Here is a 22763-nt window from a genome sequence, read left to right as displayed (position 1 = left end):
AGCGCCGTGCCGTTTAGTGATGAATGTGCGTCGCAACACACTTAGCGTTGGTGTAGGAGTCTGGGCATGGCTGGTGTAATGGATTCGGTTAACCAGCGCACGCAACTGGTAGGGCAGAATCGCCTGGAGCTGTTGTTGTTCCGTCTCGACGGCCAGCAGCTTTACGGGATCAACGTGTTCAAGGTTCGGGAGGTGCTGCAATGCCCCAAACTGACCCTGATGCCCAAGTCCAGTCCTGTCGTGTGCGGTGTGGCGAATATTCGTGGGGCAACCATTCCGATTCTGGATCTGGCAATGGCGACCGGCTCAGGCGGGTTGCAGGATCAAAGCAATCCCTTCGTGATCATCACGGAGTACAACACCAAGACTCAGGGTTTTTTGGTGAGGTCGGTCGAGCGGATCGTCAACATGAACTGGGAAGAAATCCATCCGCCGCCCAAGGGCACGGGTCGCGATCATTACCTGACCGCAGTGACTCGAGTCGACAATCAGTTGGTCGAAATCATCGACGTGGAAAAGGTCCTGGCGGAAGTTGCGCCGACGTCGGATGTGATTTCGGTGGGCGTGATCGATGCCGAGACCCAGCACAAGGCGATTTCGTTGCGAGTGCTCACGGTCGATGACTCGTCGGTGGCGCGCAAGCAGGTCTCGCGTTGCCTGCAGACGGTGGGGGTTGAAGTCGTTGCGTTGAACGACGGCCGGCAAGCGCTGGATTACCTGCGCAAACTGGTCGATGAGGGCAAGAAGCCGGAAGAAGAGTTTCTGATGATGATTTCCGACATCGAAATGCCCGAAATGGACGGCTACACCCTTACGAGCGAGATCCGCAGCGACCCTCGCATGCAAAAGCTCCATATCATCCTGCATACTTCGTTGTCAGGTGTATTCAATCAGGCGATGGTGAAGAAAGTCGGTGCCGATGACTTCCTTGCCAAATTCCGTCCTGATGACCTGGCATCCCGGGTAGTCGACCGGATCAAAGCAGCAGATATCAGCTAGTGGCCTTCGCTCCTGGCGGTCAATACGATTTAAGAGGCGGCATCATTGTCTACGGGTAATTTGGATTTCGAACAGTTCCGGGTCTTCCTGGAAAAAGCCTGTGGCATTTTGCTCGGTGAGAACAAGCAGTATCTGGTGTCGAGCCGTCTCAACAAACTGATGGAACAGCAAGGCATCAAGTCCTTGGGTGAGTTGGTGCAGCGGATGCAGACCCAACCGCGCAGTGGTTTGCGCGAGATGGTGGTGGACGCGATGACGACGAACGAAACCCTCTGGTTTCGTGACACCTATCCGTTTGAAGTCTTGAAGAACAAAGTGCTGCCTGAGTCCATCAAGGCCAGTCCCGGGCAGCGCCTGCGGATCTGGTCGGCGGCGTGCTCGTCCGGGCAGGAACCGTATTCGCTGTCGATGTCGATCGACGAGTTCGAGCGGGTCAATATGGGGCAGTTGAAGATGGGGGTGCAGATCGTTGCCACCGACCTGTCCGGGACCATGTTGACCAACTGCAAGACCGGTGAGTACGACAGCCTGGCGATTGGTCGAGGTCTTTCACCGGAGCGTCTGCAACGCTACTTCGATCCGAAAGGGCCGGGACGTTGGGCGATCAAGGCACCGATCAAGAGTCGGGTGGAGTTCCGCTCGTTCAACCTGCTGGACAGCTACGCCAGTCTCGGCAAGTTCGACATCGTGTTCTGCCGCAACGTATTGATCTACTTCTCTGCCGAAGTGAAGAAAGACATTCTGCTGCGGATTCACAGCACGCTGAAGCCGGGCGGTTATCTGTTCCTGGGGGCTTCCGAAGCGTTGAACGGTTTGCCGGATCATTATCAGATGGTTCAGTGCAGCCCGGGGATCATCTATCAGGCGAAGTGATCGGCCAGTCGTCGGTACTGAAAAAAAAACGGGAGTCCTCAGGGGCTCCCGTTTTTTTTGTTTTCTTTGTAGGAGCTTTGGGGGGACAGGCGGCAGAAAAGCGGCAGGCGCCGGAAATCCGTTGCCGCTTTTCTGGCATTGCCGCTTTGCCGCCGCTCGCAAAGCCCCGGTTTATGGGGTTTTAGAAGCTGGCACGGGGCTTGCTATAACCCTGTTACGAAAAATCAGGTCACCCAAAGGTTTCCGACATGAGCATCAGCTTCGATAAAGCGCTCGGTATCCACGAACAAGCCCTGGGCTTCCGCGCTCAGCGTGCCGAAGTCCTGGCCAACAACATTGCCAACGCCGATACCCCGAACTACAAGGCTCGGGATCTGGACTTCTCGTCGGTGCTGGCTGCCCAGAACGACAAGAACAAGAACGGCACCTTTGCTTTGAACATGACCAATAGCCGTCATATCGAAGCCCAGGGTATGAGCAGTGGTGAGGAGTCGTTGCTGTATCGCACGCCGATGCAACCGTCGATTGACCAAAACACCGTGGACGCCCAACTGGAACAGTCGAACTACGCGCAAAACGCGGTCAACTTCCAGGCCAGCTTCACGCTGCTCAACAGCAAATTCAAAGGGCTGGTATCAGCCCTGCGCGGGGAGTAATCCATGTCTCTGTCCAGTGTATTCAACATTGCCGGTAGCGGCATGAGTGCTCAAACCACTCGCTTGAACACCGTCGCCAGTAACATCGCCAACGCCGAGACCGTCTCTTCGAGCATCGATCAGACCTACCGTGCCCGTCACCCGGTGTTTGCCACCATGTTCCAGGGCGGTCAGTCCGGTGGCAGCAATTCGCTGTTCCAGAATCAGGATGCCGCAGGCCAGGGCGTGCAGGTACTCGGCGTAGTCGAAGATCAAAGCAACCTCGAAGCACGCTACGAGCCGAACCATCCGGCGGCTGACGCCAAGGGTTACGTGTATTACCCCAACGTCAACGTGGTGGAGGAAATGGCCGACATGATTTCTGCCAGTCGTTCGTTCCAGACCAACGCGGAAATGATGAACACCGCCAAAACCATGATGCAGAAGGTCCTGACCCTCGGTCAGTGATAAGGGGCGATTTTTATGAGCGTTACCGATTCCACCGGCGGCCTGAGCATGACCGACCTGCTGGCGAACTCCTCGGTCAAGGGCACCGGTACGGCCGCGAATGGCCTTTCCGCAGCAACCAGTAGCGCGACCGGTGGCAAGGCGCTGGGCAAGGACGCGTTCCTGCAGTTGCTGGTGACCCAGTTGAAGAACCAGAACCCGCTTTCGCCGCAGGACAACGGCGCATTCGTGGCTCAACTGGCGCAGTTCAGTAGCCTTGAAGGGATCACTTCCCTCAATACGACTGTGAGTTCTCTCGCCAGTAATTTCAGCTCTTCCCAGGCCTTGCAGGCTTCTTCTCTGGTGGGTCGTTCGGTGATTGCGCAAACCAGCACCGCTCAGATCAGCGACCCGAGCAAGGGCCTGACCGGTACGGTGAACCTGACATCGTCCATCACCGATGGCACGGTGACTATCAGCGATGCCAGCGGAAAGGTTGTGAGAACCCTTAACCTGGGCACTCAGCCTGCAGGCAGCGCCAGCTTCACTTGGGACGGCAACGACAATAGCGGCGCCGCAGTCGCTGCGGGCACTTATACCGTCAAGGCCAATGCGCCGATCAACGGCACGGCGACCGATCTGGCCACCTACCTGCCAGCAACGGTCAACAGCGTGACGCTGAGCCAAACCGGCGGCGAGTTGATGCTCAATCTTGCAGGTCTGGGCCCTATCGCCCTGTCCAAAGTTCAAACCATTGGTCTATAGAGCCGGCTAACGCGGCATAAAGGAGTGGAATATGTCTTTCAATATCGGCCTTAGCGGTCTCTATGCAGCCAACAAACAACTGGACGTGACCGGCAACAACATCGCCAACGTTGCGACCGCCGGTTTCAAGTCTTCGCGCGCCGAGTTCGCCGATGTCTACTCGGCAACCAAGCTGGGCAACGGCTCTAAAGTTGTCGGTAGCGGTGTAAACCTGGCCAACGTATCCCAGCAGTTCACCCAGGGTGATATCAACAACACCGGCAACGTGCTGGACATGGGCATCAATGGCTCGGGTTTCTTCACCCTGAGCAATAACGGCTCGACGACCTACACCCGTGCCGGTACGTTCAAGGTCGACAAGGATGGCTTCATCACCAATACCAATCAAACTGCCCGTTTGCAGGGTTACGGTGTGGACGCCAATGGCAAGGTCATCAACGGCGTGTTGACTGACCTTAAGATCGACACTTCGAATCTGGCGCCAAAACCGACGTCGACCGTGTCCTCGACGATCAACCTGGATTCGACTGCTCCGGTGATTGACGACACGGTGGCCACCGGTACTCCATTCGACCCAAACACCCTCGCCACCTACACCAAATCGTTCAGTACGCCGATCTATGACAGCCAGGGCAACTCGCACGTCATGGATCAATACATGGTGAAGACCGGCGCCAACACGTGGAAGACCTACACCCTGGTAGACGGTCGCAACCCGGATGCCACCGGCAGCGACCCGAAAGTCACCGCCCCGATTGCTACGACCATCACGTTTGATACCGCTGGCAAACTGGTCTCGGTGGCAACACCACCGGCGACGCCTGCGGCCCCTAACGCAGCCAATACCGTGACGTTGGCCAACTGGGTGCCGGGTAAGGTCACCAACGGTGTGTGGGCGGCCAACGGCGCGGCACCAAGCGCTAGCAAATTGACCATTTCGATGACCAACACTACGCAGTTCAATGCCGACTCTGCCCGCTCTATCCCGGCTCAGGACGGTTATGCCACCGGCCAGATCACCAACCTGACCATTGACGGCACCGGCACCCTGTTCGCCAACTTCAGTAACAACCAGAGCAAGGCCATCGGCCAGGTTGCGCTGGCCAGCTTCACCAACGAACAAGGCCTGCAAGCCGTAGGTGGCACCAGCTGGAAAGAAACGTTCGCCTCGGGTATCCCTGGCTACGATGCTCCGGAAACCGGGTCCCTGGGTTCGATTCAGTCCAACTCCCTGGAAGAGTCCAACGTCAACCTGACCAACGAACTGGTCAACCTGATCAAGGCGCAGAGCAACTACCAGGCCAACGCCAAAACCATCTCCACCCAGAGCACCATCATGCAGACCATCATTCAGATGACCTGATGCTGGTTGGTTGATAGCGCTACACAAGGAGCCCCTCGCAAGAGGGGCTTTTTTGTGCCTGAGGCAAACCTGTAGGAGCTAGGCGCCCCCCAGCTCATACGCAAAAGAAAACCCCCGACCAGTCCAGAAGACTGATCGGGGGTTTCAGGTAAGCACCTTGTGGCGCTTACCGGCTCAGCTTATTGGCAGGCTTCGCAATCCGGCTCGTCGATGGCGCACGCCTTCGGTACTGGAGCAGGACCGGCTGGAGCTGCCAGGACCGAGTCGTCACCGTGGTTGCCGCCGCTGGAAACAGCGTTCAGCTTGCCGGTGTTGATGGTCGACTTCTCGGTGCTGGTCGCGGCCAGGGCACGGAGGTAGTAAGTGGTTTTCAGGCCACGGTACCAGGCCATGCGGTAGGTCACGTCGAGCTTCTTGCCCGATGCGCCGGCGATGTACAGGTTCAGCGACTGAGCCTGGTCGATCCACTTCTGACGACGGCTGGCCGCGTCAACGATCCACTTGGTGTCGACTTCGAAGGCAGTCGCGTAGAGTTCTTTGAGTTCTTGCGGGATGCGTTCGATCTGCTGCACGGAACCGTCGTAGTACTTCAGGTCGTTGATCATGACCGAGTCCCACAGACCGCGAGCCTTGAGGTCGCGAACCAGGTACGGGTTGATCACGGTGAATTCGCCCGACAGGTTCGATTTCACATAGAGGTTCTGGTAGGTCGGTTCGATCGACTGCGAGACGCCAGTGATGTTGGCGATGGTTGCGGTCGGTGCGATGGCCATGATGTTGGAGTTACGAATACCTTTCTGTACGCGAGCACGCACCGGCGCCCAGTCCAGGGTTTCGTTCAGGTCAACGTCGATGTACTTCTGGCCACGCTGATCGATCAGGATCTGTTGCGAATCCAGCGGCAGGATGCCTTTGGACCACAGCGAACCCTGGAACGTCTCGTAAGCGCCACGCTCGTCAGCCAGGTCACAGGAAGCCTGGATCGCGTAGTAGCTGACCGCTTCCATCGACTTGTCGGCGAACTCGACAGCCGCGTCGGAACCGTAAGGGATGTGCTGCAGGTACAAAGCGTCCTGGAAGCCCATGATGCCCAGGCCGACCGGACGGTGCTTGAAGTTGGAGTTCTTCGCTTGTGGCACCGAGTAGTAGTTGATGTCGATAACGTTATCGAGCATGCGAACGGCGGTGTTCACGGTACGTTCCAGCTTGGCGGTGTCCAGCTTGCCGTTGACGATGTGGTTCGGCAGGTTGATCGAGCCCAGGTTGCAAACGGCGATCTCGTCCTTGTTGGTGTTCAAGGTGATCTCGGTGCACAGGTTCGAGCTGTGAACCACGCCAACGTGCTGCTGTGGGCTGCGCAGGTTGCATGGGTCTTTGAAGGTCAGCCATGGGTGGCCGGTTTCAAACAGCATGGAGAGCATTTTGCGCCACAGGTCTTTGGCCTGGATGGTCTTGAACAGCTTGACCTTGCCTGGGTACTCGGTCAGGGCTTCGTAGTACTCGTAGCGTTCTTCGAAGGCCTTGCCGGTCAGGTCGTGCAGGTCCGGAACTTCGGACGGCGAGAACAGGGTCCATTTGCCGTCATCGAAGACGCGCTTCATGAACAGGTCAGGGATCCAGTTGGCAGTGTTCATGTCGTGGGTACGACGACGGTCATCACCGGTGTTCTTGCGGAGTTCGATGAACTCCTCGATGTCCATGTGCCAGGTTTCCAGGTAAGCGCAGACAGCGCCTTTGCGCTTGCCACCCTGGTTGACGGCGACAGCGGTGTCGTTCACTACTTTCAGGAACGGAACAACGCCCTGGGATTTGCCGTTGGTGCCCTTGATGTACGAGCCCAATGCGCGAACCGGGGTCCAGTCGTTGCCCAGGCCGCCAGCGAATTTCGACAGCATGGCGTTGTCGTGGATCGCGTGGTAGATGCCCGACAGGTCATCCGGCACGGTGGTCAGGTAGCAGCTGGACAGCTGAGGACGCAGGGTGCCGGCGTTGAACAGGGTCGGGGTCGAGGACATGTAGTCGAAGGACGACAACAGGTTGTAGAACTCGATCGCACGGTCTTCCTTGTTCTTCTCTTCGATCGCCAGGCCCATGGCCACGCGCATGAAGAAAATCTGCGGCAGTTCGAAACGCACGCCATCCTTGTGGATGAAGTAACGGTCGTACAGGGTTTGCAGGCCCAGGTAGGTGAACTGCTGGTCGCGCTCGTGGTTGATCGCCTTGCCGAGTTTTTCCAGGTCGAAGGTCGCCAGGACCGGGTTCAGCAATTCGAATTCGATACCCTTGGCGATGTAGGCAGGCAGGGCCTTGGCGTACAGGTCGACCATTTCGTGGTGAGTTGCGCTTTCAGCAACTTCCAGGAAGCTCAGGCCTTCGGCACGCAGGGTGTCCATCAGCAGGCGCGCGGTCACGAACGAGTAGTTCGGCTCACGCTCGACCAGCGTACGAGCGGTCATCACCAGCGCGGTGTTGACGTCGGTCAGGGCCACGCCGTCGTAGAGGTTCTTCAGGGTTTCGCGCTGGATCAGGTCGCCGTCGACTTCTTCCAGACCTTCGCAGGCCTCGGTGACGATGGTGTTCAGGCGGCCCATGTCCAGGGGGGCAAAAGTGCCGTCGGCACGGGTGATGCGGATCGACGGGTGAGCTTGTACTGCTTCCTCGGCAGGCGCGCGTACTGCGCGCTCTTTGGAGCGGGCGTCACGGTAGATCACGTAGTCACGAGCGACTTTCTGCTCGCCGGCACGCATCAGGGCCAGTTCGACCTGGTCCTGGATTTCTTCGATGTGGATGGTGCCGCCCGATGGCATGCGACGCTTGAAGGTCGCGGTGACTTGTTCGGTCAGGCGGGCAACGGTGTCGTGGATTCGCGACGAGGCAGCAGCAGTGCCGCCCTCAACTGCGAGAAACGCTTTGGTGATGGCGACGGTGATTTTGTCATCGGTGTAAGGAACGACAGTGCCGTTACGCTTGATCACGCGCAGTTGGCCTGGCGCGGTGGCGGACAGATCCGAATTCGAATCAGTGGCCATCGGCGCGGTGCCCTGCGGGTTCTCGCGAGTTGTGTCGGTTTGCATGGGTGTCTCCACGTTCTCTATGTTTGTTTGGGCACCATGAAGGCGCCCACCGTTCCGTCCTGAAGCACTACAACCGGCAAGCGCCGGGCATAACAACTTCGGGACAGTCAGGAAGGGGCTGTTGAGCGCCGCTTCCTTGCCGAAGTCTTTGGTCTCAAGCCTGGGGCCGAAAACCGAATTCCGTTTGGGTGACAGTAATTGACTGCAACACCCGTACCGTTTTCGCCGTTGGCGGCTAAAAAACAGTCGCCATCCGCAGGTGCGGTTTGGGCTTCTGAAAATACGTTTGGTTCAACCAGACAGAGGCAATAAAAGCGCTTGAATTTGGTGTCTGATTTGTGTTTGGTTTTTTGCGTAAACCCCTACATGTAGGGGTTTTTTTAGCGCGAGCTACAAGATAATGCGTTTTGGGGGGTGATTGCAACGTACTACCTGTGGATAAAGCTGTGCGTAAAATGTGTATGAAACTGTCAATCGGCGTGTAGGCCGCAACCCTGCTGGGGTGGACCGTTTGTCATGGAATTTTGCCCTGAAAAATAGCCTTGGGCGTATTTTTGAGGGCGCGAACCCTATCACAAAAAAACGCAGTTACCGAGAGCATTTGCCAGCTTGTGTTCTCAAGGGAAGGCGTTGCTACAATCGGTCACTGCATACGCAGACTTATCCACTCCAATCATTACAAAAAGACGAGTGGAGCCTTCCTTAATAGCGTTCGGCAAAGAGGTCACCCGTGGAGCAAGAAGCCTGGCAGGTATTGATTGTCGAGGATGACCAGCGCTTGGCTGAGTTGACTCGTGAGTATCTCGAAAGCCACGGTCTGCGGGTCACCCTCGAAGGCAATGGAGCGCTGGCGGCGGCGCGGATTATCGCCGAGCAACCGGACCTGGTGATCCTCGACCTGATGCTCCCCGGCGAAGACGGCCTGACGATTTGCCGCAAGGTTCGTGATCACTACGACGGACCAATCCTGATGCTCACGGCGCGCACTGACGACATGGACCAGATCCAGGGCCTGGACATGGGCGCCGATGACTACGTGTGCAAACCGGTGCGCCCGCGTTTGTTGCTGGCGCGTGTCCAGGCCTTGCTGCGACGCAGTGAAGCACCCGAGCCTGCGGCACCGGAAAAACTCCGTCGCTTGCAGTTCGGCCCGCTGGTCGTCGACAACGCGCTGCGTGAGGCGTGGCTGCAGGACACTGGCATCGAGTTGACCAGTGCCGAGTTCGATCTGCTCTGGTTGCTGGTGGCCAACGCCGGGCGGATTCTGTCCCGCGAGGAAATTTTCACGGCGCTGCGAGGCATTGGCTACGACGGTCAGGATCGCTCGATCGATGTTCGCATTTCGCGGATCCGGCCGAAGATCGGCGATGACCCGGACCATCCGCGACTGATCAAGACCATTCGCAGCAAGGGGTATCTGTTCGTTCCTGAAGCCTGTGTAGATCAACCCTTGTGAACTCGATCTTCCTGCGCATTTATGGCGGCATGTGCGCCGCGCTGATTCTGGTGGCGGTGCTTGGTGTACTGGCCTTGCACCTGCTCAACCAGGTGCGCAGCGAGCAATACCGTGAACGCCTGGCCCACGGCACGTTTTCCTTGATGGCCGACAATCTGCAACCGATGAACGAGACCGAGCGTCATCGAGCGTTGCTGGTGTGGGAGCGTTTGCTGGGCATTCCCTTGAGCTTGCAGACGTTCGCCCAGACCGACCTCGACTTGAGCCAGCGCACGCGGGTGCTGCACGGCCAGGCATTGGTGGAGCAGACCGGCCCGCACGCGGCAAAGGTCTACCGTTTGGTCAGCGATAAAGAGCAGCTTGTTCTGACGGGAGAAGTGCAACAGATCAGCGAGCAACTGGCGCGGGCGACCATTTACCTGTTGGCCGATGAATTGGTGCGTTACCCGGTGGCCGAGCAGCCCAAGCGTCTTGAGGCGTTGAAGAAGGACAAGGGCTTTGGCTTCGAGCTGCAACTGATTACGGTCGATCAGGCGGACATGGACGAGGACCAGAGCCGTCGGGTCTCTGAAGGCGACACGGTGATGGCGCTGGGCAAGGGCGGCGATTCGATCCGGGTGTTTGCCGGGATGGTCGGTACGCCCTGGGTGCTGGAAATCGGCCCGCTGTACCAGATGAACCCCTACCCGCCGGAGTGGCTGGTACTGATCGCTGCATTGGGCCTGAGCCTGATCGGGTTGATCGTCTATTTGCTGGTGCGCCAGTTGGAGCGCCGCTTGCGAGGTCTGGAGTCGGCCGCCACACGGATCGCCAAAGGCAGCCTGGAAACCCGCGTGCCGGCACGCGGTGCGGATTCGGTGGGGCGATTGGCGGCGGCGTTCAACGGCATGGCCGAGCACCTTCAGCAACTGTTGGCGATTCAGCGTGAGCTGGTGCGCGCGGTGTCCCATGAGCTGCGCACGCCTGTTGCGCGGTTGCGTTTTGGACTGGAGATGATCAGCACGGCGAACACGCCACAAGCGCGGGAGAAATACCTGGAGGGCATGGATCACGATATCCAGGACCTCGATGGCCTGGTGGACGAGATGCTCACGTATGCGCGGTTGGAGCAGGGTTCGCCAGCGCTGAACTTCCAGCGCGTCGACCTCGATGCCTTGGTCAATCAGGTGATCGGTGAACTGGCGCCATTGCGCGCCGATGTGACGGTGCATCGCGGCCTGTGCCTGTCGGCTGCCGATTGCGATGGCGCCTGGGTCGAGGCTGAGCCGCGCTATCTGCACCGGGCGTTGCAGAATCTGGTGAGCAACGCGATGCGTCATGCCCAGTCCCAGGTGTCGATCAGTTATCAGGTGGGGCAGCAGCGTTGTCGCGTCGATGTCGAAGACGATGGGCCGGGCGTGCCGGAAAGTGCCTGGGAAAAGATCTTCACGCCATTTTTACGTCTGGATGACAGCCGCACCCGAGCGTCCGGCGGGCACGGCCTGGGGCTTTCAATCGTACGCCGGATCGTTCATTGGCATGGCGGTCGGGCGTTGATCAGCAAGAGTAAAAGCCTGGGTGGCGCGTGTTTTAGTCTGAGCTGGCCACGTAATCAGGAAAAACCTTGAGATCTTTGCCGTCTGTAAGGGCCTCATCGCGAGCAAGCTTTGCTCCTACGGATTTGTGTTAGTCGCATTTGACTCAACACCTGTAGGAGCAAGGCTTGCCCGCGATGACGGTCGAACAGGCACTGAAGTTCTTCAGGCCTTGATACTGACCAGGCTCAACAACTGCCCATCGTGCACGCCAAATTGCGCATCCAGTTCTGTGCCGTAATGCCACTCGCTGGAGAGGTCGGTCAACAAGCGCAGGCGCACATGCCCGCTCTCGGCCCATTCCAGCACTTCGGCATGTTCGAAATAGAAACGCTTCTGCACGATAGGGTAGAGCGCCTTGAACAGGCTCTCCTTGACCGAGAAGGTCAGGGTCACCCACAACGCCAGCAGATCTTGACGGCCCGCGGCCATGCGTTCGAGCTCGGGCGGAGTGAGGATCTCGGCGGCCAGACGCTCGGCGCGTTCGGCGTTCAGCAGGTTCTCCAGGTCCATGCCCAGGCTGCGCCAATGCGTCTTGCGCGCAACAATAGCGGCGGCCCGGCCGGTGCTGTGGGTGATCGAGCCGCAGATATGCGCGGGCCACACGGGCGCGCGGTCCTCGCCAATCGCCGGAATGCAGTCCAGACCCTCCAGTTGCTGCAAGGCGGCCCGGGCGCACACCCGCCCGGCGAGAAACTCGGCCTGACGTTTGGCGACCGAGCGCTGGATACTGGGGGGCGGTTCGATGGTGCTGCGCCGGAAGTCGTCGAACACCAGCAACGACGGATCGAAACGAGTGCTGAGCAGCACCGTATCGGGCAGCGCATCAGGCAACGGCCAGTGGGCGTCGAGCGGTTTGCAGCAGGCGGGGAGAGCGGGGAGCGGGTTCATCCCGGCATTTTGCCGGGTTGACCTGGCGCTGGGTAGTGGCCGCTTTGTAATCATCTGGCGCGCAGCGCTGTTGTGGCGAGGGAGCTTGCTCCCGCTCGATGGCGTAGCCATCGCAAACCCTGCGTACTTGGTACATTCGAGTGAATGCATGTGCAGGTTTTGGGGGCCGCTTTGCGACCCAGCGGGAGCAAGCTCCCTCGCCACAAGGTGGGCGCAGTCAGCGATTAGCCAAAGATTTTTTTGAAGAACGCCTTCATGTCCGCCCACGAGCTTTCATCGGCGGCTTTGTTGTAGCCGATGTCCGGGCCGCCGTGATCGCCGTGGCTCAGGCGATCAGCGTCCGGATTGCTGAAACCATGCTTGGCACCTTTCAGGCTGACGAACTTATAGTCGGCGCCGGCCTTGTCCATTTCGGTTTTGAACGCTGCCACTTGATCCGCGGTGATCATGCTGTCCAGAGCACCGTGCTCTACCAGTAGCTTGGTCTTGACGCTGCCAGGCGTCGCCGGGGTGTTGGTCGCCAATACGCCGTGGAAACTCACCACACCCGCCAGCGGTGCCCCTTGGCGGGCAGCATCGAGGACAATCCCGCCGCCGAAGCAGTAACCGATCGCCGCGAGTTTTTTCGGGTCGGTCTGCGGTTGTTTTTTCAGCAGATCAAGCCCGGCATTGAAGCGGGCACTGGCCGTTGCGCTGTTTTTCAGCGCTTCATTCATGAATGCCATGGCGTCATTCGGGTGCTCGGTGTTTTTGCCTTTGCCATACATATCGATCGCCAGCGCGCTGTAGCCCAGCCCGGCGAGGTCGCGGGCCCGGCGCTTGGCGTAGTCGTTGAGCCCCCAGAACTCATGGACCACCACCACGCCCGGGCGAGCCCCCTGAATGCTGTCGTCGTAGGCGTAATAGCCGATCATTTCAGTCCCGTCGGCACTCTTGTAAGGAATCTCCTGAGTCTTGATTGCCGCTTGGCTGAGGCTGCTCAGGGCGAATAAAACGAGTGCGATCAATACGCGCATGGTTGATGCTCCTTTAAAAGACGTCCAGACAGCCTAGTCGATCCTGTTCAGTCCGAGTTCAGCGGGTTGTGGTTAACCTACAGTCACAACTGTGGTATCGGTTACTTCGTCAGGGTTGTCCGGGATGATGCAGCAGGTTTTGCCAAACACCTTGGTTGAATCAGGTTACCGTTACTGGCGTATTAGCAATCGAGGTGCGAGGGACCTGTGGAGATGTTGATTTTGCCTGGGAGAGCGTTATGAAACTGCTGGTCGTCGAAGACGAAGCGCTGTTGCGTCATCACCTGCAAACCCGCCTGACCGACAATGGCCACGTGGTCGAGTCCGTGGCCAATGCCGAAGAGGCCTTGTACCAGACCGGGCAATTCAACCATGACCTGGCGGTGATCGACCTCGGTTTGCCGGGCATGGGCGGGCTGGACCTGATTCGCCAACTGCGTGCACAAGGCAAGACCTTTCCGATCCTGATCCTGACCGCGCGCGGCAACTGGCAGGACAAGGTCGAAGGCCTGGCCGCCGGTGCCGACGATTACGTGGTCAAGCCGTTCCAGTTCGAAGAGCTGGACGCGCGCCTGAACGCCTTGCTGCGCCGCTCCAGCGGTTTTACCCAGTCAACCATCATTGCCGGGCCGCTGGTGCTGGACCTCAATCGCAAGCAGGCGACCCTCGACGAGCAGCCGTTGGCATTGACCGCCTACGAGTACCGGATTCTCGAATACCTGATGCGTCATCACCAGCAGGTGGTCGCCAAGGACCGTTTGATGGAACAGCTCTATCCGGACGACGACGAGCGTGATCCAAACGTGATCGAAGTGCTGGTCGGCCGTCTGCGGCGCAAGCTGGAAGGGCCGACCGGCTTCAAGCCGATCGATACCGTGCGTGGCCTGGGCTACCTGTTCAACGAGCGCTGCCGGTGATTCGATCGCTGCGCCTGCGCCTGATGCTGGCCGCCACGACACTGGCGGTGCTGTTCATGCTGGCCTTGTTGCCGGCCATGCAGGGCGCGTTCAGCCTGGCGCTGCAAGATTCGATCAAGCAGCGCCTGGCCTCGGATGTCACCACACTGATATCTGCTGCGCGGGTTGAAAACAACCGATTGGTGATGCCCACGCAGTTGCCGGATGAGCTCCTCAACCTCACCGACAGTCGCCTGTTGGGCTACATCTATGATCGCGACGGTCATCTGGTCTGGCGCTCGCGGGCGACTCATGATGAGGGCATCAGTTACCGACCGCGTTACGACGGACACGGCGATCAATTCGCGCGTATTCGTGAGGCCAACGGCCAGGAATTCTTCGTTTATGACGTCGAGGTCAAGTTGCTCGGCGGTAAAAGCGCAGCGTTCAGTATCGTCGCGCTGCAGCCGGTGCGTGAGTACGAGCAGACGCTCGACGGCCTGCGGGAAAATCTCTACCTGGGGTTTGGCGCCGCGTTGCTGGTGTTGCTGTCGCTACTGTGGATCGGCCTGACCTGGGGCTTGCAGGCCTTGAAACGCTTGAGCCAGGAACTCGACCAGATCGAGAACGGTGCCCTTGAAAGCCTCAGCGAAGAACACCCCCGCGAATTGTTGCGCCTGACCGGCTCGCTGAACCGTTTGCTGCGCAGCGAGCGTGAGCAGCGCAGTCGCTACCGCGACTCTCTGGATGATCTGGCCCACAGCCTGAAAACCCCGTTGGCGGTGTTGCAAGGGGTCAGTGAAGACATGGCCCAGCGGCCGGAAGATCGGGAGCAGGCGTGGGTGCTGCAATCGCAGATCGAGCGCATGAGCCAACAGATCAGCTATCAGTTGCAGCGCGCGAGCTTGCGTAAAAGCGGTCTGGTGCGTCACCAGGTGCGGTTGCGGCCGGTACTGCAAAGCCTTTGCGACACTCTGGACAAGGTCTATCGCGACAAGCAGGTACGGACCTCGTTCGACCTGCCGAACCCGTGCTACGTGCCGATCGAGCAGGGCGCCTTGCTGGAAATGCTCGGTAACCTGCTGGAAAACGCCTATCGCCTGTGCCTGGGCGAAGTGCGCGTCAGCCTGCGGCAAACCATGAATGGTGTGGAGTTGTGCATCGAAGATGACGGCCCGGGCGTACCGCCGGATCAACGTGCGCGGATTCTTCAGCGCGGCGAACGGCTGGACCGCCAGCACCCGGGGCAGGGTATCGGCCTTGCGGTGGTCAAGGACATCATCGAGAGCTACGGCGCACAGTTGACCCTGGGGGATTCAGCTTTGGGCGGCGCGGCATTCCGGATTCATTTTCCGGTGGTGTGAAAATGGCGGTGTGGCTGCGATCTTTTGATCTTAATTCTCTTGTGCGCGATAAGCGCCAGGCGTCAACCCGGTCCACTTCTTGAACGCCCGGTGAAACGCCGACGGCTCGGAGAATCCCAGCTGTTCGGCGATCTGTTGCAACGACAGGTCGGCACGGCTGAGGTGATAAATCGCGATGTCGCGGCGCAGTTGGTCTTTCAATTCCTGAAAACTCGAACCCTCTTCACGCAAGTGCCGACGCAAGGTCTGCGGGCTGATGTGCAGGTGTGCGGCAACCGCTTCCAGGTCTGGCCAGCGCGCACTGTCGCGGCTGAGCAGGCGGCGTAACTGGCTGCTGAGGCTATCGCCGTCATCCGGGCGCGATAGCAGATCGGCGGGCGAGCGTTCGAGGAAATGCTTGAGGGTACGTTCGTCCTGCAACAACGGCATCTGCAGGTAACGGCTGTGGAACAACAGGCTGCTTTGCTCGGCCGAAAACACCATCGGGCAGGGGAACAACAGGTCGTACTCGGCAGCGTGCTCGGGTTTCGGGTAGCTGAAACAGGCCTGTTCCAGGCGAATGCGCTGACCGATCAGCCAACTGCCCAGTCGATGCCAGATCACCAGCTGACATTCGCTGAAAAAGTGATCCGGGTCCCACAGCTGAGAATCATCCAGGCTCAAACGCACCATTTCACCTTCGCGGGTCAGGGTCAGGCGCGGAGCGTCGGGGAATAGGCTATAAAATAATAAGCCGCGACTGAGTGCTTTCTCGAGCGTGCGGCAGTGAATCAAGGCATGGCACATCATGGCGAAGGTGCCACGTTTGCTTGGGCCGCGGGCAAAGCCCAGGTATTCGTCATCCAGCGCTTGCCAGAGCCCTTGCAGCAGGCTGGTGAACTGTTCGGGCGCGATCCTGGCGCGAGGTTCGTCGAGCAATTCGACGCTGATCCCCAGCTGTTGCAACAGACCCGAATAGTCATAGCCGCGTCGGCGCGCGCCACCGAGGGCCGCACGAGCAAAATGACTGGCGATGGTACGTTCGCGCATTGGGGTCTGATCCGTCCATTGAGTGGCGGATCTTAGCCACGGCCTGGTGGCGGGACAAGGCGGATATCCGCCAAATTGTAGGACGAGAGCCGGTTGGTGGGCGGAAATCCGCCACCCCGGTCGGGTGGTCAAGGGATGAAGGAACCCCGGCAACCCTGATGGCAAAAGGCTTTTGGACGATTTTGGCAAGGTGGCACGGGCTTTGCGATAAGGGTGAGAGGTCTGCCAGCGCGCAGCTCGACAAAACAAATCCCTCCGGTGCAGGAGGGTTCGCACTTTAGGTGTCGCCTGCCTCAGATGATTGATTGCAGCGCGGTGCTCTTGAGGAACTTTGTAATGACGACTCGTCAGCCACTGTACAAATCCCTGTATTTCCAGGTGATCATTGCCATCGCTATCGGCATCGCGCTCGGTCACTACTACCCGCAAACCGCCGTGGCACTCAAGCCACTGGGTGACGGGTTCATCAAACTGATCAAAATGGTCATCGCTCCGATCATCTTCTGCACCGTGGTCAGCGGTATCGCGGGCATGCAGAACATGAAATCGGTCGGCAAGACCGGCGGTTACGCGCTGCTGTACTTCGAAATCGTTTCGACCATCGCATTGCTGGTGGGTCTGGTAGTGGTCAACATCGTGCAGCCAGGTAACGGCATGCACATCGATGTCAGCACTCTGGATGCTTCCAAAGTGGCTGCTTATGTCGCTGCCGGTGCGGATCAAAGCGTCGTTGGCTTCATCCTGAACATCATCCCGGCCACCATCGTCGGCGCGTTCGCCAACGGCGACATCCTGCAAGTGCTGATGTTCTCGGTGATCTTCGGTTTCGCCCTGCATCGCCTGGGTGCCTACGGCAAGCCGATCCTGGACTTCATCGATCGCTTCGCCCACGTGATGTTCAACATCATCAACATGATCATGAAGCTCGCGCCAATCGGTGCCCTGGGCGCCATGGCCTTCACCATTGGTGCTTATGGCGTCGGCTCGCTGGTGCAACTGGGTCAGTTGATGGCGTGCTTCTACATCACCTGCCTGTTGTTCATTCTGGTCGTGCTGGGCGGCATCGCGCGCGCTCACGGTTTCAGTGTGCTGAAAGTGATTCGCTACATCCGTGAAGAGCTGCTGATCGTACTGGGTACTTCCTCTTCGGAATCGGTACTGCCACGCATGCTGATCAAGATGGAGCGCCTGGGCGCGAAGAAATCCGTCGTGGGTCTGGTGATCCCGACCGGTTACTCGTTCAACCTCGACGGGACTGCCATCTACCTGACCATGGCCGCGGTGTTCATCGCTCAGGCGACCGACACCCACATGGACATCACTCACCAGATCACCTTGCTGGTTGTGTTGCTGCTGTCCTCCAAAGGCGCCGCCGGTGTGACCGGTAGCGGCTTCATCGTGCTGGCCGCCACCCTGTCGGCGGTCGGTCACCTGCCGGTTGCCGGCCTGGCGCTGATCCTCGGGATCGACCGCTTCATGTCCGAAGCCCGCGCCCTGACCAACCTGGTGGGTAACGCGGTTGCTACCCTGGTCGTGGCCAAGTGGGTCAAAGAGCTGGATGTCGACCAGATGCATGAGGAACTGGCTTCCGGTGGTCGCGCAATCACCAATACGCATGGCGAAGACGATGTGCATGTGGCTGAAAGCCCAGCCCCGACTTCGGTGAAGTAATTCATTGAGTTGATGAAAAACCCGCTTCGGCGGGTTTTTTATTGCCGCAGGTTTGAGCGCAAAGGTCAGTCCGGCTGATGGTTAAGGTGATTGCTGCCAGGTCATCGGCTGCCTAGGCTTTAGGTATCGCTGACGGAGAATGACCATGCAAGGCCCACTGGCATCACTCAAGGTTCTGGATTTTTCGACGCTGTTGCCGGGGCCATTCGCCTCGTTGTTGCTGGCGGACATGGGCGCCGAAGTGCTGCGGATCGAATCACCGACCCGGATGGACCTGTTGCGGGTTTTACCGCCCCACGACCATGGCACTTCTGCCAGCCACGCCTACCTCAATCGCAACAAGCGCAGCCTGGCGCTGGACCTCAAGCAGCCGGCAGCGCTGGAGGTGGTCAAGCAACTGCTGCAAGACCACGACATCCTCCTCGAGCAGTTTCGCCCGGGAGTGATGGAGCGTTTGGGGTTGGGGTACGAGGCTTTGAAGGCGATCAATCCGCGGCTGATTTACGTCTCGATCACCGGCTACGGCCAGACGGGCCCCTACAAGGACCGCGCCGGTCACGACATCAACTATCTGTCACTGGCCGGCGTGTCCAGCTATACGGGGCACGAGGATAGTGGGCCGTTGCCGTTGGGCGTTCAGGTCGCGGACATTGCCGGTGGTTCGCTGCATGGGGTGATCGGCCTGCTGGCGGCGGTGATTGCCCGTCAGCACAGTGGCCTGGGGCAACACCTGGACGTGAGCATGACCGATTGCGCATTCAGTCTGAACGCCATGGCGGGCGCGGGGTATCTGGCCTGTGGTGTCACACCGGGGCGTGAAGATCAGATGCTCAATGGCGGCAGCTTCTACGACTATTACCGCACTCGCGATGGTCGCTGGATGTCTGTCGGCAGCCTGGAACCGGATTTCATGCAGCAGCTGTGCACGGCGCTGGGGCAGCCGGATCTGGCGGTACTGGGTTTGTCGCCCGTCCCCGAGCAGCAGAAGACGCTCAAGCTGGCGTTTCAGATCGAATTCGAAAAACATGACTTTGCCGAGCTCTGCACATTGTTTGCCGGACTCGATGCTTGCGTTGAGCCGGTGCTGAGCCTGGCCGAAGCGGTTGAGCACCCTCAGCTGAAGGCTCGGGATCTGGTCACCCAGGTGCCACGCAACGACGGCACCGCGCAGGCGCAGATGGCTTGTCCGTTGAAGTTTTCAGGCGGGTTACCCGAGCCTCGACATATCGGCGCGGCATTGGGCGAGCATACCGATCAGGTGTTGGGTGAGTTGGGGTATAGCGCTGAACAAATCAAAGAGTTGCGTACAGCGAAGGTAGTGCTGTGATCGTTCCCACGCGGTCATTCGACCCGCGACTCACCGGTAAATACCAGCGTCTGCCGGCAACGTCGGCACAAATATCGCCGCCCTTGTCGCACCAGGCTATGGCGCTGGGCCGAGAACGGGAAATCGCTGTTGGCGCAGGGGCAGCGGTAGATGTAGCGGGTCACGCTGCGGCGTTTGATGGCGTAGGTGTGGCAGCGGTTGGGCGGCAGTTCGTACACCCCGCGCATGATCAATTGCCATTCTTCGCCATGCGGTTGTATACGGTCACCGAACAGTTGATGGGCGATCAGGTGCGCGACTTCGTGAGCCACGGTCTGTTTGAGGAAGTCTTCGGCGTTTTCCCGGTACAGCTGCGGATTAAAACGCAGCAGGTTTTCATGCAGGTGCGCTACGCCGGCCTTCTGGCCGCGCAACTTGAGGCTGACCACCGGGCGTTTGAAAGGTCGCTTGAAAAAAGATTCGGCTTGTTGGAAACAGTCTTCGACGCGGGAATTGAGTTGCTCGGGCATGCTTGGCGGATCTCCAGAGGCGTCGAGTATGCTGCAAACCGTGCTCATTGCGAATCGCCCAGGCGCCGAATGGTCGTCGCGCAATAGAGAAGGCCGCCTTGCGGCGGCCTGTGTTGGCAGATCCCTGTTTGTTTTATAGGCAGCGTCCTTCGCCCGCTTCATTTGCCCGTTTAAGTTGCCGATTCTAGTTGGTATAGACCGGGCCAACGCCCAGGCCCCAGACAATCACGGTGAATGCCATGATCGCCACCAGCACCACCAACCCTACGGCAAGCACTGAACTTGAGAACAGAAAACCTTCGTCCGACGGAATGTTCATGAAGGTCGGTAGCCCCACGTACAGCAGGTACACGGTGTAGCAGATGGCTGCAGTGCCAACGACCATGCCCAGCCACATGTGCGGATACAGCGCCGCCAGACCGCCGATGAACAGTGGCGTGGCGGTGTAGGTGGCAAACGCGACACAGCGCGCCAGGCTCGGGCTGGCGTCATAGGTGCGAGCCATCCAGTGAATGAACGCGCCCATCACCGCAACCCCGCCGAGCATCGCCAGGTACGACATGATGGTCATCCAGAGCGCGCTTTCCTGGGTCAGCATGACCGGCGCGCGGCTACCGATGACCCAGCCGACCTTGGTGGTACCGATAAACGCCGAAATAGCCGGTATTGCCGCCAGAATCAGCGTGTGGGTGAGGTACATGTGGCTGATACTTTCCTCTTGGTCGCCACGGATTTCTTTCCATTCTTGATCAGGGTGGGTGAAAAGCCCCACGACGTGATGGATCATAGTCAGTCACTCCTTCGTGATTGCTATCGCCCCCCAGCGGAGCGCCTACGGGCCAGCGGCCAAGTAAGTAGAGGTCTGAAATGCGCGCGACCTTATGACGCAGTATAGAAAGTACTGGCTGTCACAGGTGGGGGGCTTTAGAGCAAATCGCGCTGTAAAAGCCGGGGTTAATTGCTGCTCGATCTGGGTATCGCCCCTGTGGCGAGGGAGCTTGCTCCCGCTGGGGCGCGAAGCGGCCCCAATACAGACACTTCGTTTTTTTCAGCGCAACCGTAGCAGCAGGTTTTACGACTGCTGCGCAGTCGAACGGGAGCAAGCTCCCTCGCCACAGGGGTATGCTCAAGTCGGACAAAGCGCGGACTCCAGGCTCTTCGCCCCCGAAGGGTTTTTGCGTAAAATGTCGGCCTTTCGTCACACCTCGCGGATTTCAAGCGCCATGGGCACTCTTTCGGTCAACCAGAACAAACTGCAGAAACGTCTACGTCGACAGGCCGGTGAAGCCGTCGCCGATTACAACATGATCGAAGACGGCGACAAGGTCATGGTCTGCCTGTCCGGCGGCAAGGACAGCTACACCATGCTCGACGTGCTGATGCACCTGCAGAAGGTGGCGCCGATCAAGTTCGAGATCGTCGCGGTGAACATGGACCAGAAGCAGCCGGGTTTCCCTGAGCATGTGCTGCCGGCTTATCTGAAAGAGCTGGGTGTGGAATACCACATCGTCGAAAAGGACACCTACTCGGTGGTCAAGGAACTGGTGCCAGAAGGCAAGACCACTTGCTCGTTGTGCTCGCGCCTGCGTCGCGGCACGCTCTACACCTTCGCCGACGAAATCGGCGCGACCAAAATGGCCCTCGGTCATCACCGCGACGACATCGTCGAGACGTTTTTCCTGAACATGTTCTACAACGGCTCGCTCAAGGCCATGCCGCCGAAGTTGCGTGCCGACGACGGCCGTAACGTAGTGATCCGCCCATTGGCCTACTGTAACGAGAAAGACATTCAGGCTTACTCGGACTTCAAGCAGTTCCCGATCATCCCGTGCAACCTCTGCGGCTCCCAGGAAAACCTGCAGCGTCAGGTGGTCAAGGAAATGCTTCAGGAGTGGGAGCGCAAGACGCCGGGCCGTACCGAAAGCATTTTCCGTGGTTTGCAGAACGTCATTCCGTCGCAGTTGGCGGACCGTAACCTGTTCGACTTCACCAACCTGCGTATCGACGAAACCGCTGCGTCGCGTTTTGTGAACGTGGTGAATCTCTGATTGCTGGACTGTTCTGACTTAACGGCGCTCGCGGGCGCCGTTTTTATTTCATTGCTCAGGAGAGGGCATGCGCGATTACAAGTGGCTGCACGAATACTGTCTGAACCGTTTTGGTTCGGCAGCCGAACTGGAAGCCCATCTGCCCGTGCCCAAGACCCCGGCACAGCTGCGCCAGATCAGCGATGATCGCTACCTGTCGACCTTGGCGTTGCGGGTGTTTCGCGCAGGCCTCAAGCACAGCCTGGTGGACGCCAAGTGGCCGGCATTCGAAGAAGTATTCTTCGGGTTCGATCCGGAAAAGGTCGTGCTGATGGGCGCCGAACACCTTGAGCGACTGATGCAGGACGCACGGATCATCCGCCACCTGGGCAAGCTCAAGAGCGTGCCGCGCAATGCGCAGTTCATCCTGGATGTGGCGAAAGAGAAGGGCAGCTTCGGCGAGTTGATCGCCGAATGGCCGGTGACCGACATCGTTGGCCTGTGGAAGTACCTGGCCAAACACGGGCATCAATTGGGTGGGTTATCGGCACCACGGTTTTTGCGGATGATCGGCAAGGACACCTTCGTGCCGAGCTATGACGTGGTCGCGGCGTTGAATGCGCAACAGATCATCGACAAGGTGCCGACCAGCCTGCGCGATCTGGCGACGGTGCAGAACGCCTTCAACCAATGGCACGCCGAGAGCGGCCGGCCAATGTGTCAGATATCGATGATGCTGGCTTACACCGTCAATCATTGAGGCCGTGTCGCCTTCATCGCGAGCAAGAGCTAGGCGCCCCCCTGCTCCTACGGTTTTAGTGGGTACGACACAAAACCGTAGGAGCAG

General features: G+C 58.9%; 20 protein-coding genes. 14 read left to right on the top strand and 6 right to left on the bottom strand.

Annotated features, from left to right (window positions below; translation table 11 throughout):
- The first annotated feature begins 66 nt into the window (after window positions 1–66).
- The 6 genes from AC1RJ3_RS09835 to flgE all read left to right on the top strand — a co-directional run bounded on the left by AC1RJ3_RS09835 (window position 67) and on the right by flgE (window position 5082).
- Window positions 67–999 carry a chemotaxis protein CheV gene (locus AC1RJ3_RS09835; RefSeq protein ID WP_054593599.1) on the top strand — a complete coding sequence of 311 codons (933 nt, stop codon included), beginning with the start codon at window positions 67–69 and terminating at the stop codon, window positions 997–999.
- Window positions 1000–1044: 45 nt separating this feature from the next.
- On the top strand, window positions 1045–1872 hold the full coding sequence (cheR, locus tag AC1RJ3_RS09830; protein WP_054593598.1) for a protein-glutamate O-methyltransferase CheR: 828 nt from the start codon (window positions 1045–1047) through the stop codon (window positions 1870–1872).
- 248 nt (window positions 1873–2120) lie between these two features.
- Window positions 2121–2528, top strand: coding sequence for a flagellar basal body rod protein FlgB (flgB, locus tag AC1RJ3_RS09825; RefSeq protein WP_054593597.1), 408 nt, complete (start codon window positions 2121–2123; stop codon window positions 2526–2528).
- A 3-nt stretch (window positions 2529–2531) separates the two neighbouring features.
- Entirely contained in the window at window positions 2532–2975 is a 444-nt protein-coding gene (gene flgC, locus AC1RJ3_RS09820; protein ID WP_054593596.1) for a flagellar basal body rod protein FlgC, read from the top strand.
- Between the two features lie 15 nt (window positions 2976–2990).
- Window positions 2991–3719, top strand: a complete 729-nt coding sequence (gene flgD / locus AC1RJ3_RS09815) for a flagellar hook assembly protein FlgD (protein ID WP_347927762.1) — start codon at window positions 2991–2993, stop codon at window positions 3717–3719.
- Window positions 3720–3750: 31 nt separating this feature from the next.
- On the top strand, window positions 3751–5082 hold the full coding sequence (gene flgE, locus AC1RJ3_RS09810) for a flagellar hook protein FlgE (protein WP_103318708.1): 1332 nt from the start codon (window positions 3751–3753) through the stop codon (window positions 5080–5082).
- A gap of 179 nt (window positions 5083–5261) precedes the next feature.
- Here the strand turns inward: flgE and AC1RJ3_RS09805 are convergent, their stop codons facing one another.
- Window positions 5262–8156, bottom strand: coding sequence for a ribonucleoside-diphosphate reductase subunit alpha (locus AC1RJ3_RS09805; protein ID WP_054593593.1), 2895 nt, complete (start codon window positions 8154–8156; stop codon window positions 5262–5264).
- A 730-nt stretch (window positions 8157–8886) separates the two neighbouring features.
- On the opposite strand from AC1RJ3_RS09805, the gene AC1RJ3_RS09800 reads away from it, so the two are divergent.
- Together AC1RJ3_RS09800 and AC1RJ3_RS09795 are read left to right on the top strand one after the other, a co-directional pair.
- Window positions 8887–9612 (top strand): response regulator, encoded by a 726-nt coding sequence (locus tag AC1RJ3_RS09800; protein WP_054593592.1) that lies wholly within the window; start codon window positions 8887–8889, stop codon window positions 9610–9612.
- Window positions 9609–11219: an ATP-binding protein gene (locus AC1RJ3_RS09795; protein ID WP_493078676.1), complete on the top strand. Its 1611-nt coding sequence runs from the start codon at window positions 9609–9611 to the stop codon at window positions 11217–11219. The genes AC1RJ3_RS09800 and AC1RJ3_RS09795 overlap by 4 nt, the downstream gene beginning before the upstream one ends.
- A 132-nt stretch (window positions 11220–11351) precedes the next feature.
- Here AC1RJ3_RS09795 and AC1RJ3_RS09790 read toward each other — a convergent pair whose 3' ends face one another.
- Window positions 11352–12077 carry a 4'-phosphopantetheinyl transferase family protein gene (locus AC1RJ3_RS09790; protein ID WP_493078674.1) on the bottom strand — a complete coding sequence of 242 codons (726 nt, stop codon included), beginning with the start codon at window positions 12075–12077 and terminating at the stop codon, window positions 11352–11354.
- Between the two features lie 224 nt (window positions 12078–12301).
- Window positions 12302–13093: a dienelactone hydrolase family protein gene (locus AC1RJ3_RS09785; protein WP_493078672.1), complete on the bottom strand. Its 792-nt coding sequence runs from the start codon at window positions 13091–13093 to the stop codon at window positions 12302–12304.
- Between the two features lie 239 nt (window positions 13094–13332).
- Here AC1RJ3_RS09785 and AC1RJ3_RS09780 point away from each other — a divergent pair, with 239 nt between their 5' ends.
- Together AC1RJ3_RS09780 and AC1RJ3_RS09775 are read left to right on the top strand one after the other, a co-directional pair.
- Window positions 13333–14010: a response regulator transcription factor gene (locus AC1RJ3_RS09780; protein WP_054593588.1), complete on the top strand. Its 678-nt coding sequence runs from the start codon at window positions 13333–13335 to the stop codon at window positions 14008–14010.
- A complete protein-coding gene (locus AC1RJ3_RS09775; RefSeq protein ID WP_347927760.1) occupies window positions 14007–15353 on the top strand; it encodes an ATP-binding protein in 1347 nt (448 codons plus the stop codon). Before AC1RJ3_RS09780 ends, AC1RJ3_RS09775 begins: the two co-directional genes overlap by 4 nt.
- Window positions 15354–15383: 30 nt before the next feature.
- Here AC1RJ3_RS09775 and AC1RJ3_RS09770 read toward each other — a convergent pair whose 3' ends face one another.
- Entirely contained in the window at window positions 15384–16382 is a 999-nt protein-coding gene (locus AC1RJ3_RS09770) for an AraC family transcriptional regulator (RefSeq protein ID WP_054593586.1), read from the bottom strand.
- Between the two features lie 336 nt (window positions 16383–16718).
- On the opposite strand from AC1RJ3_RS09770, the gene AC1RJ3_RS09765 reads away from it, so the two are divergent.
- The gene (locus AC1RJ3_RS09765) at window positions 16719–18053 is read left to right on the top strand and encodes a dicarboxylate/amino acid:cation symporter (RefSeq protein ID WP_489112283.1); all 1335 of its coding nucleotides are present in this window, start codon (window positions 16719–16721) and stop codon (window positions 18051–18053) included.
- A gap of 145 nt (window positions 18054–18198) precedes the next feature.
- Window positions 18199–19380: a CaiB/BaiF CoA transferase family protein gene (locus tag AC1RJ3_RS09760; protein ID WP_493078668.1), complete on the top strand. Its 1182-nt coding sequence runs from the start codon at window positions 18199–18201 to the stop codon at window positions 19378–19380.
- Between the two features lie 14 nt (window positions 19381–19394).
- On the opposite strand, the gene AC1RJ3_RS09755 is transcribed toward AC1RJ3_RS09760, so the two are convergent.
- Both AC1RJ3_RS09755 and AC1RJ3_RS09750 read right to left on the bottom strand, forming a co-directional pair.
- Window positions 19395–19889 (bottom strand): SprT family zinc-dependent metalloprotease, encoded by a 495-nt coding sequence (locus tag AC1RJ3_RS09755; RefSeq protein WP_103318731.1) that lies wholly within the window; start codon window positions 19887–19889, stop codon window positions 19395–19397.
- A 184-nt stretch (window positions 19890–20073) separates the two neighbouring features.
- Window positions 20074–20676, bottom strand: a complete 603-nt coding sequence (locus tag AC1RJ3_RS09750; RefSeq protein WP_054593582.1) for a Yip1 family protein — start codon at window positions 20674–20676, stop codon at window positions 20074–20076.
- Window positions 20677–21112: 436 nt separating this feature from the next.
- Here AC1RJ3_RS09750 and ttcA point away from each other — a divergent pair, with 436 nt between their 5' ends.
- A complete protein-coding gene (gene ttcA, locus AC1RJ3_RS09745) occupies window positions 21113–21937 on the top strand; it encodes a tRNA 2-thiocytidine(32) synthetase TtcA (RefSeq protein WP_054593581.1) in 825 nt (274 codons plus the stop codon).
- A 67-nt stretch (window positions 21938–22004) separates the two neighbouring features.
- A complete protein-coding gene (locus tag AC1RJ3_RS09740; RefSeq protein WP_054593580.1) occupies window positions 22005–22676 on the top strand; it encodes a DNA-3-methyladenine glycosylase I in 672 nt (223 codons plus the stop codon).
- The last annotated feature ends 87 nt before the right edge of the window (window positions 22677–22763 follow it).

It is taken from the genome of Pseudomonas sp. GW822-FHT04C11 (assembly GCF_058800905.1).
The sequence above is the reverse complement of the archived record's forward strand: the minus strand, read 5'-3'. Positions and strand labels throughout refer to the sequence as shown.

Excerpts from the sequence above, each read along its gene's own strand:
- flgB (WP_054593597.1), top strand. The coding sequence starts at position 2,121 with ATGAGCATCAGCTTCGATAAAGCGCTCGGTATCCACGAACAAGCCCTG.
- flgD (WP_347927762.1), top strand. The coding sequence starts at position 2,991 with ATGAGCGTTACCGATTCCACCGGCGGCCTGAGCATGACCGACCTGCTG.
- AC1RJ3_RS09760 (WP_493078668.1), top strand. The coding sequence starts at position 18,199 with ATGCAAGGCCCACTGGCATCACTCAAGGTTCTGGATTTTTCGACGCTG.
- AC1RJ3_RS09790 (WP_493078674.1), bottom strand. The coding sequence starts at position 12,077 with ATGAACCCGCTCCCCGCTCTCCCCGCCTGCTGCAAACCGCTCGACGCC.
- ttcA (WP_054593581.1), top strand. The coding sequence starts at position 21,113 with ATGGGCACTCTTTCGGTCAACCAGAACAAACTGCAGAAACGTCTACGT.
- AC1RJ3_RS09770 (WP_054593586.1), bottom strand. The coding sequence starts at position 16,382 with ATGCGCGAACGTACCATCGCCAGTCATTTTGCTCGTGCGGCCCTCGGT.
- AC1RJ3_RS09765 (WP_489112283.1), top strand. The coding sequence starts at position 16,719 with ATGACGACTCGTCAGCCACTGTACAAATCCCTGTATTTCCAGGTGATC.
- AC1RJ3_RS09740 (WP_054593580.1), top strand. The coding sequence starts at position 22,005 with ATGCGCGATTACAAGTGGCTGCACGAATACTGTCTGAACCGTTTTGGT.
- AC1RJ3_RS09835 (WP_054593599.1), top strand. The coding sequence starts at position 67 with ATGGCTGGTGTAATGGATTCGGTTAACCAGCGCACGCAACTGGTAGGG.
- flgE (WP_103318708.1), top strand. The coding sequence starts at position 3,751 with ATGTCTTTCAATATCGGCCTTAGCGGTCTCTATGCAGCCAACAAACAA.
- AC1RJ3_RS09755 (WP_103318731.1), bottom strand. The coding sequence starts at position 19,889 with ATGCCCGAGCAACTCAATTCCCGCGTCGAAGACTGTTTCCAACAAGCC.
- AC1RJ3_RS09750 (WP_054593582.1), bottom strand. The coding sequence starts at position 20,676 with ATGATCCATCACGTCGTGGGGCTTTTCACCCACCCTGATCAAGAATGG.
- AC1RJ3_RS09785 (WP_493078672.1), bottom strand. The coding sequence starts at position 13,093 with ATGCGCGTATTGATCGCACTCGTTTTATTCGCCCTGAGCAGCCTCAGC.
- flgC (WP_054593596.1), top strand. The coding sequence starts at position 2,532 with ATGTCTCTGTCCAGTGTATTCAACATTGCCGGTAGCGGCATGAGTGCT.
- AC1RJ3_RS09805 (WP_054593593.1), bottom strand. The coding sequence starts at position 8,156 with ATGCAAACCGACACAACTCGCGAGAACCCGCAGGGCACCGCGCCGATG.
- AC1RJ3_RS09780 (WP_054593588.1), top strand. The coding sequence starts at position 13,333 with ATGAAACTGCTGGTCGTCGAAGACGAAGCGCTGTTGCGTCATCACCTG.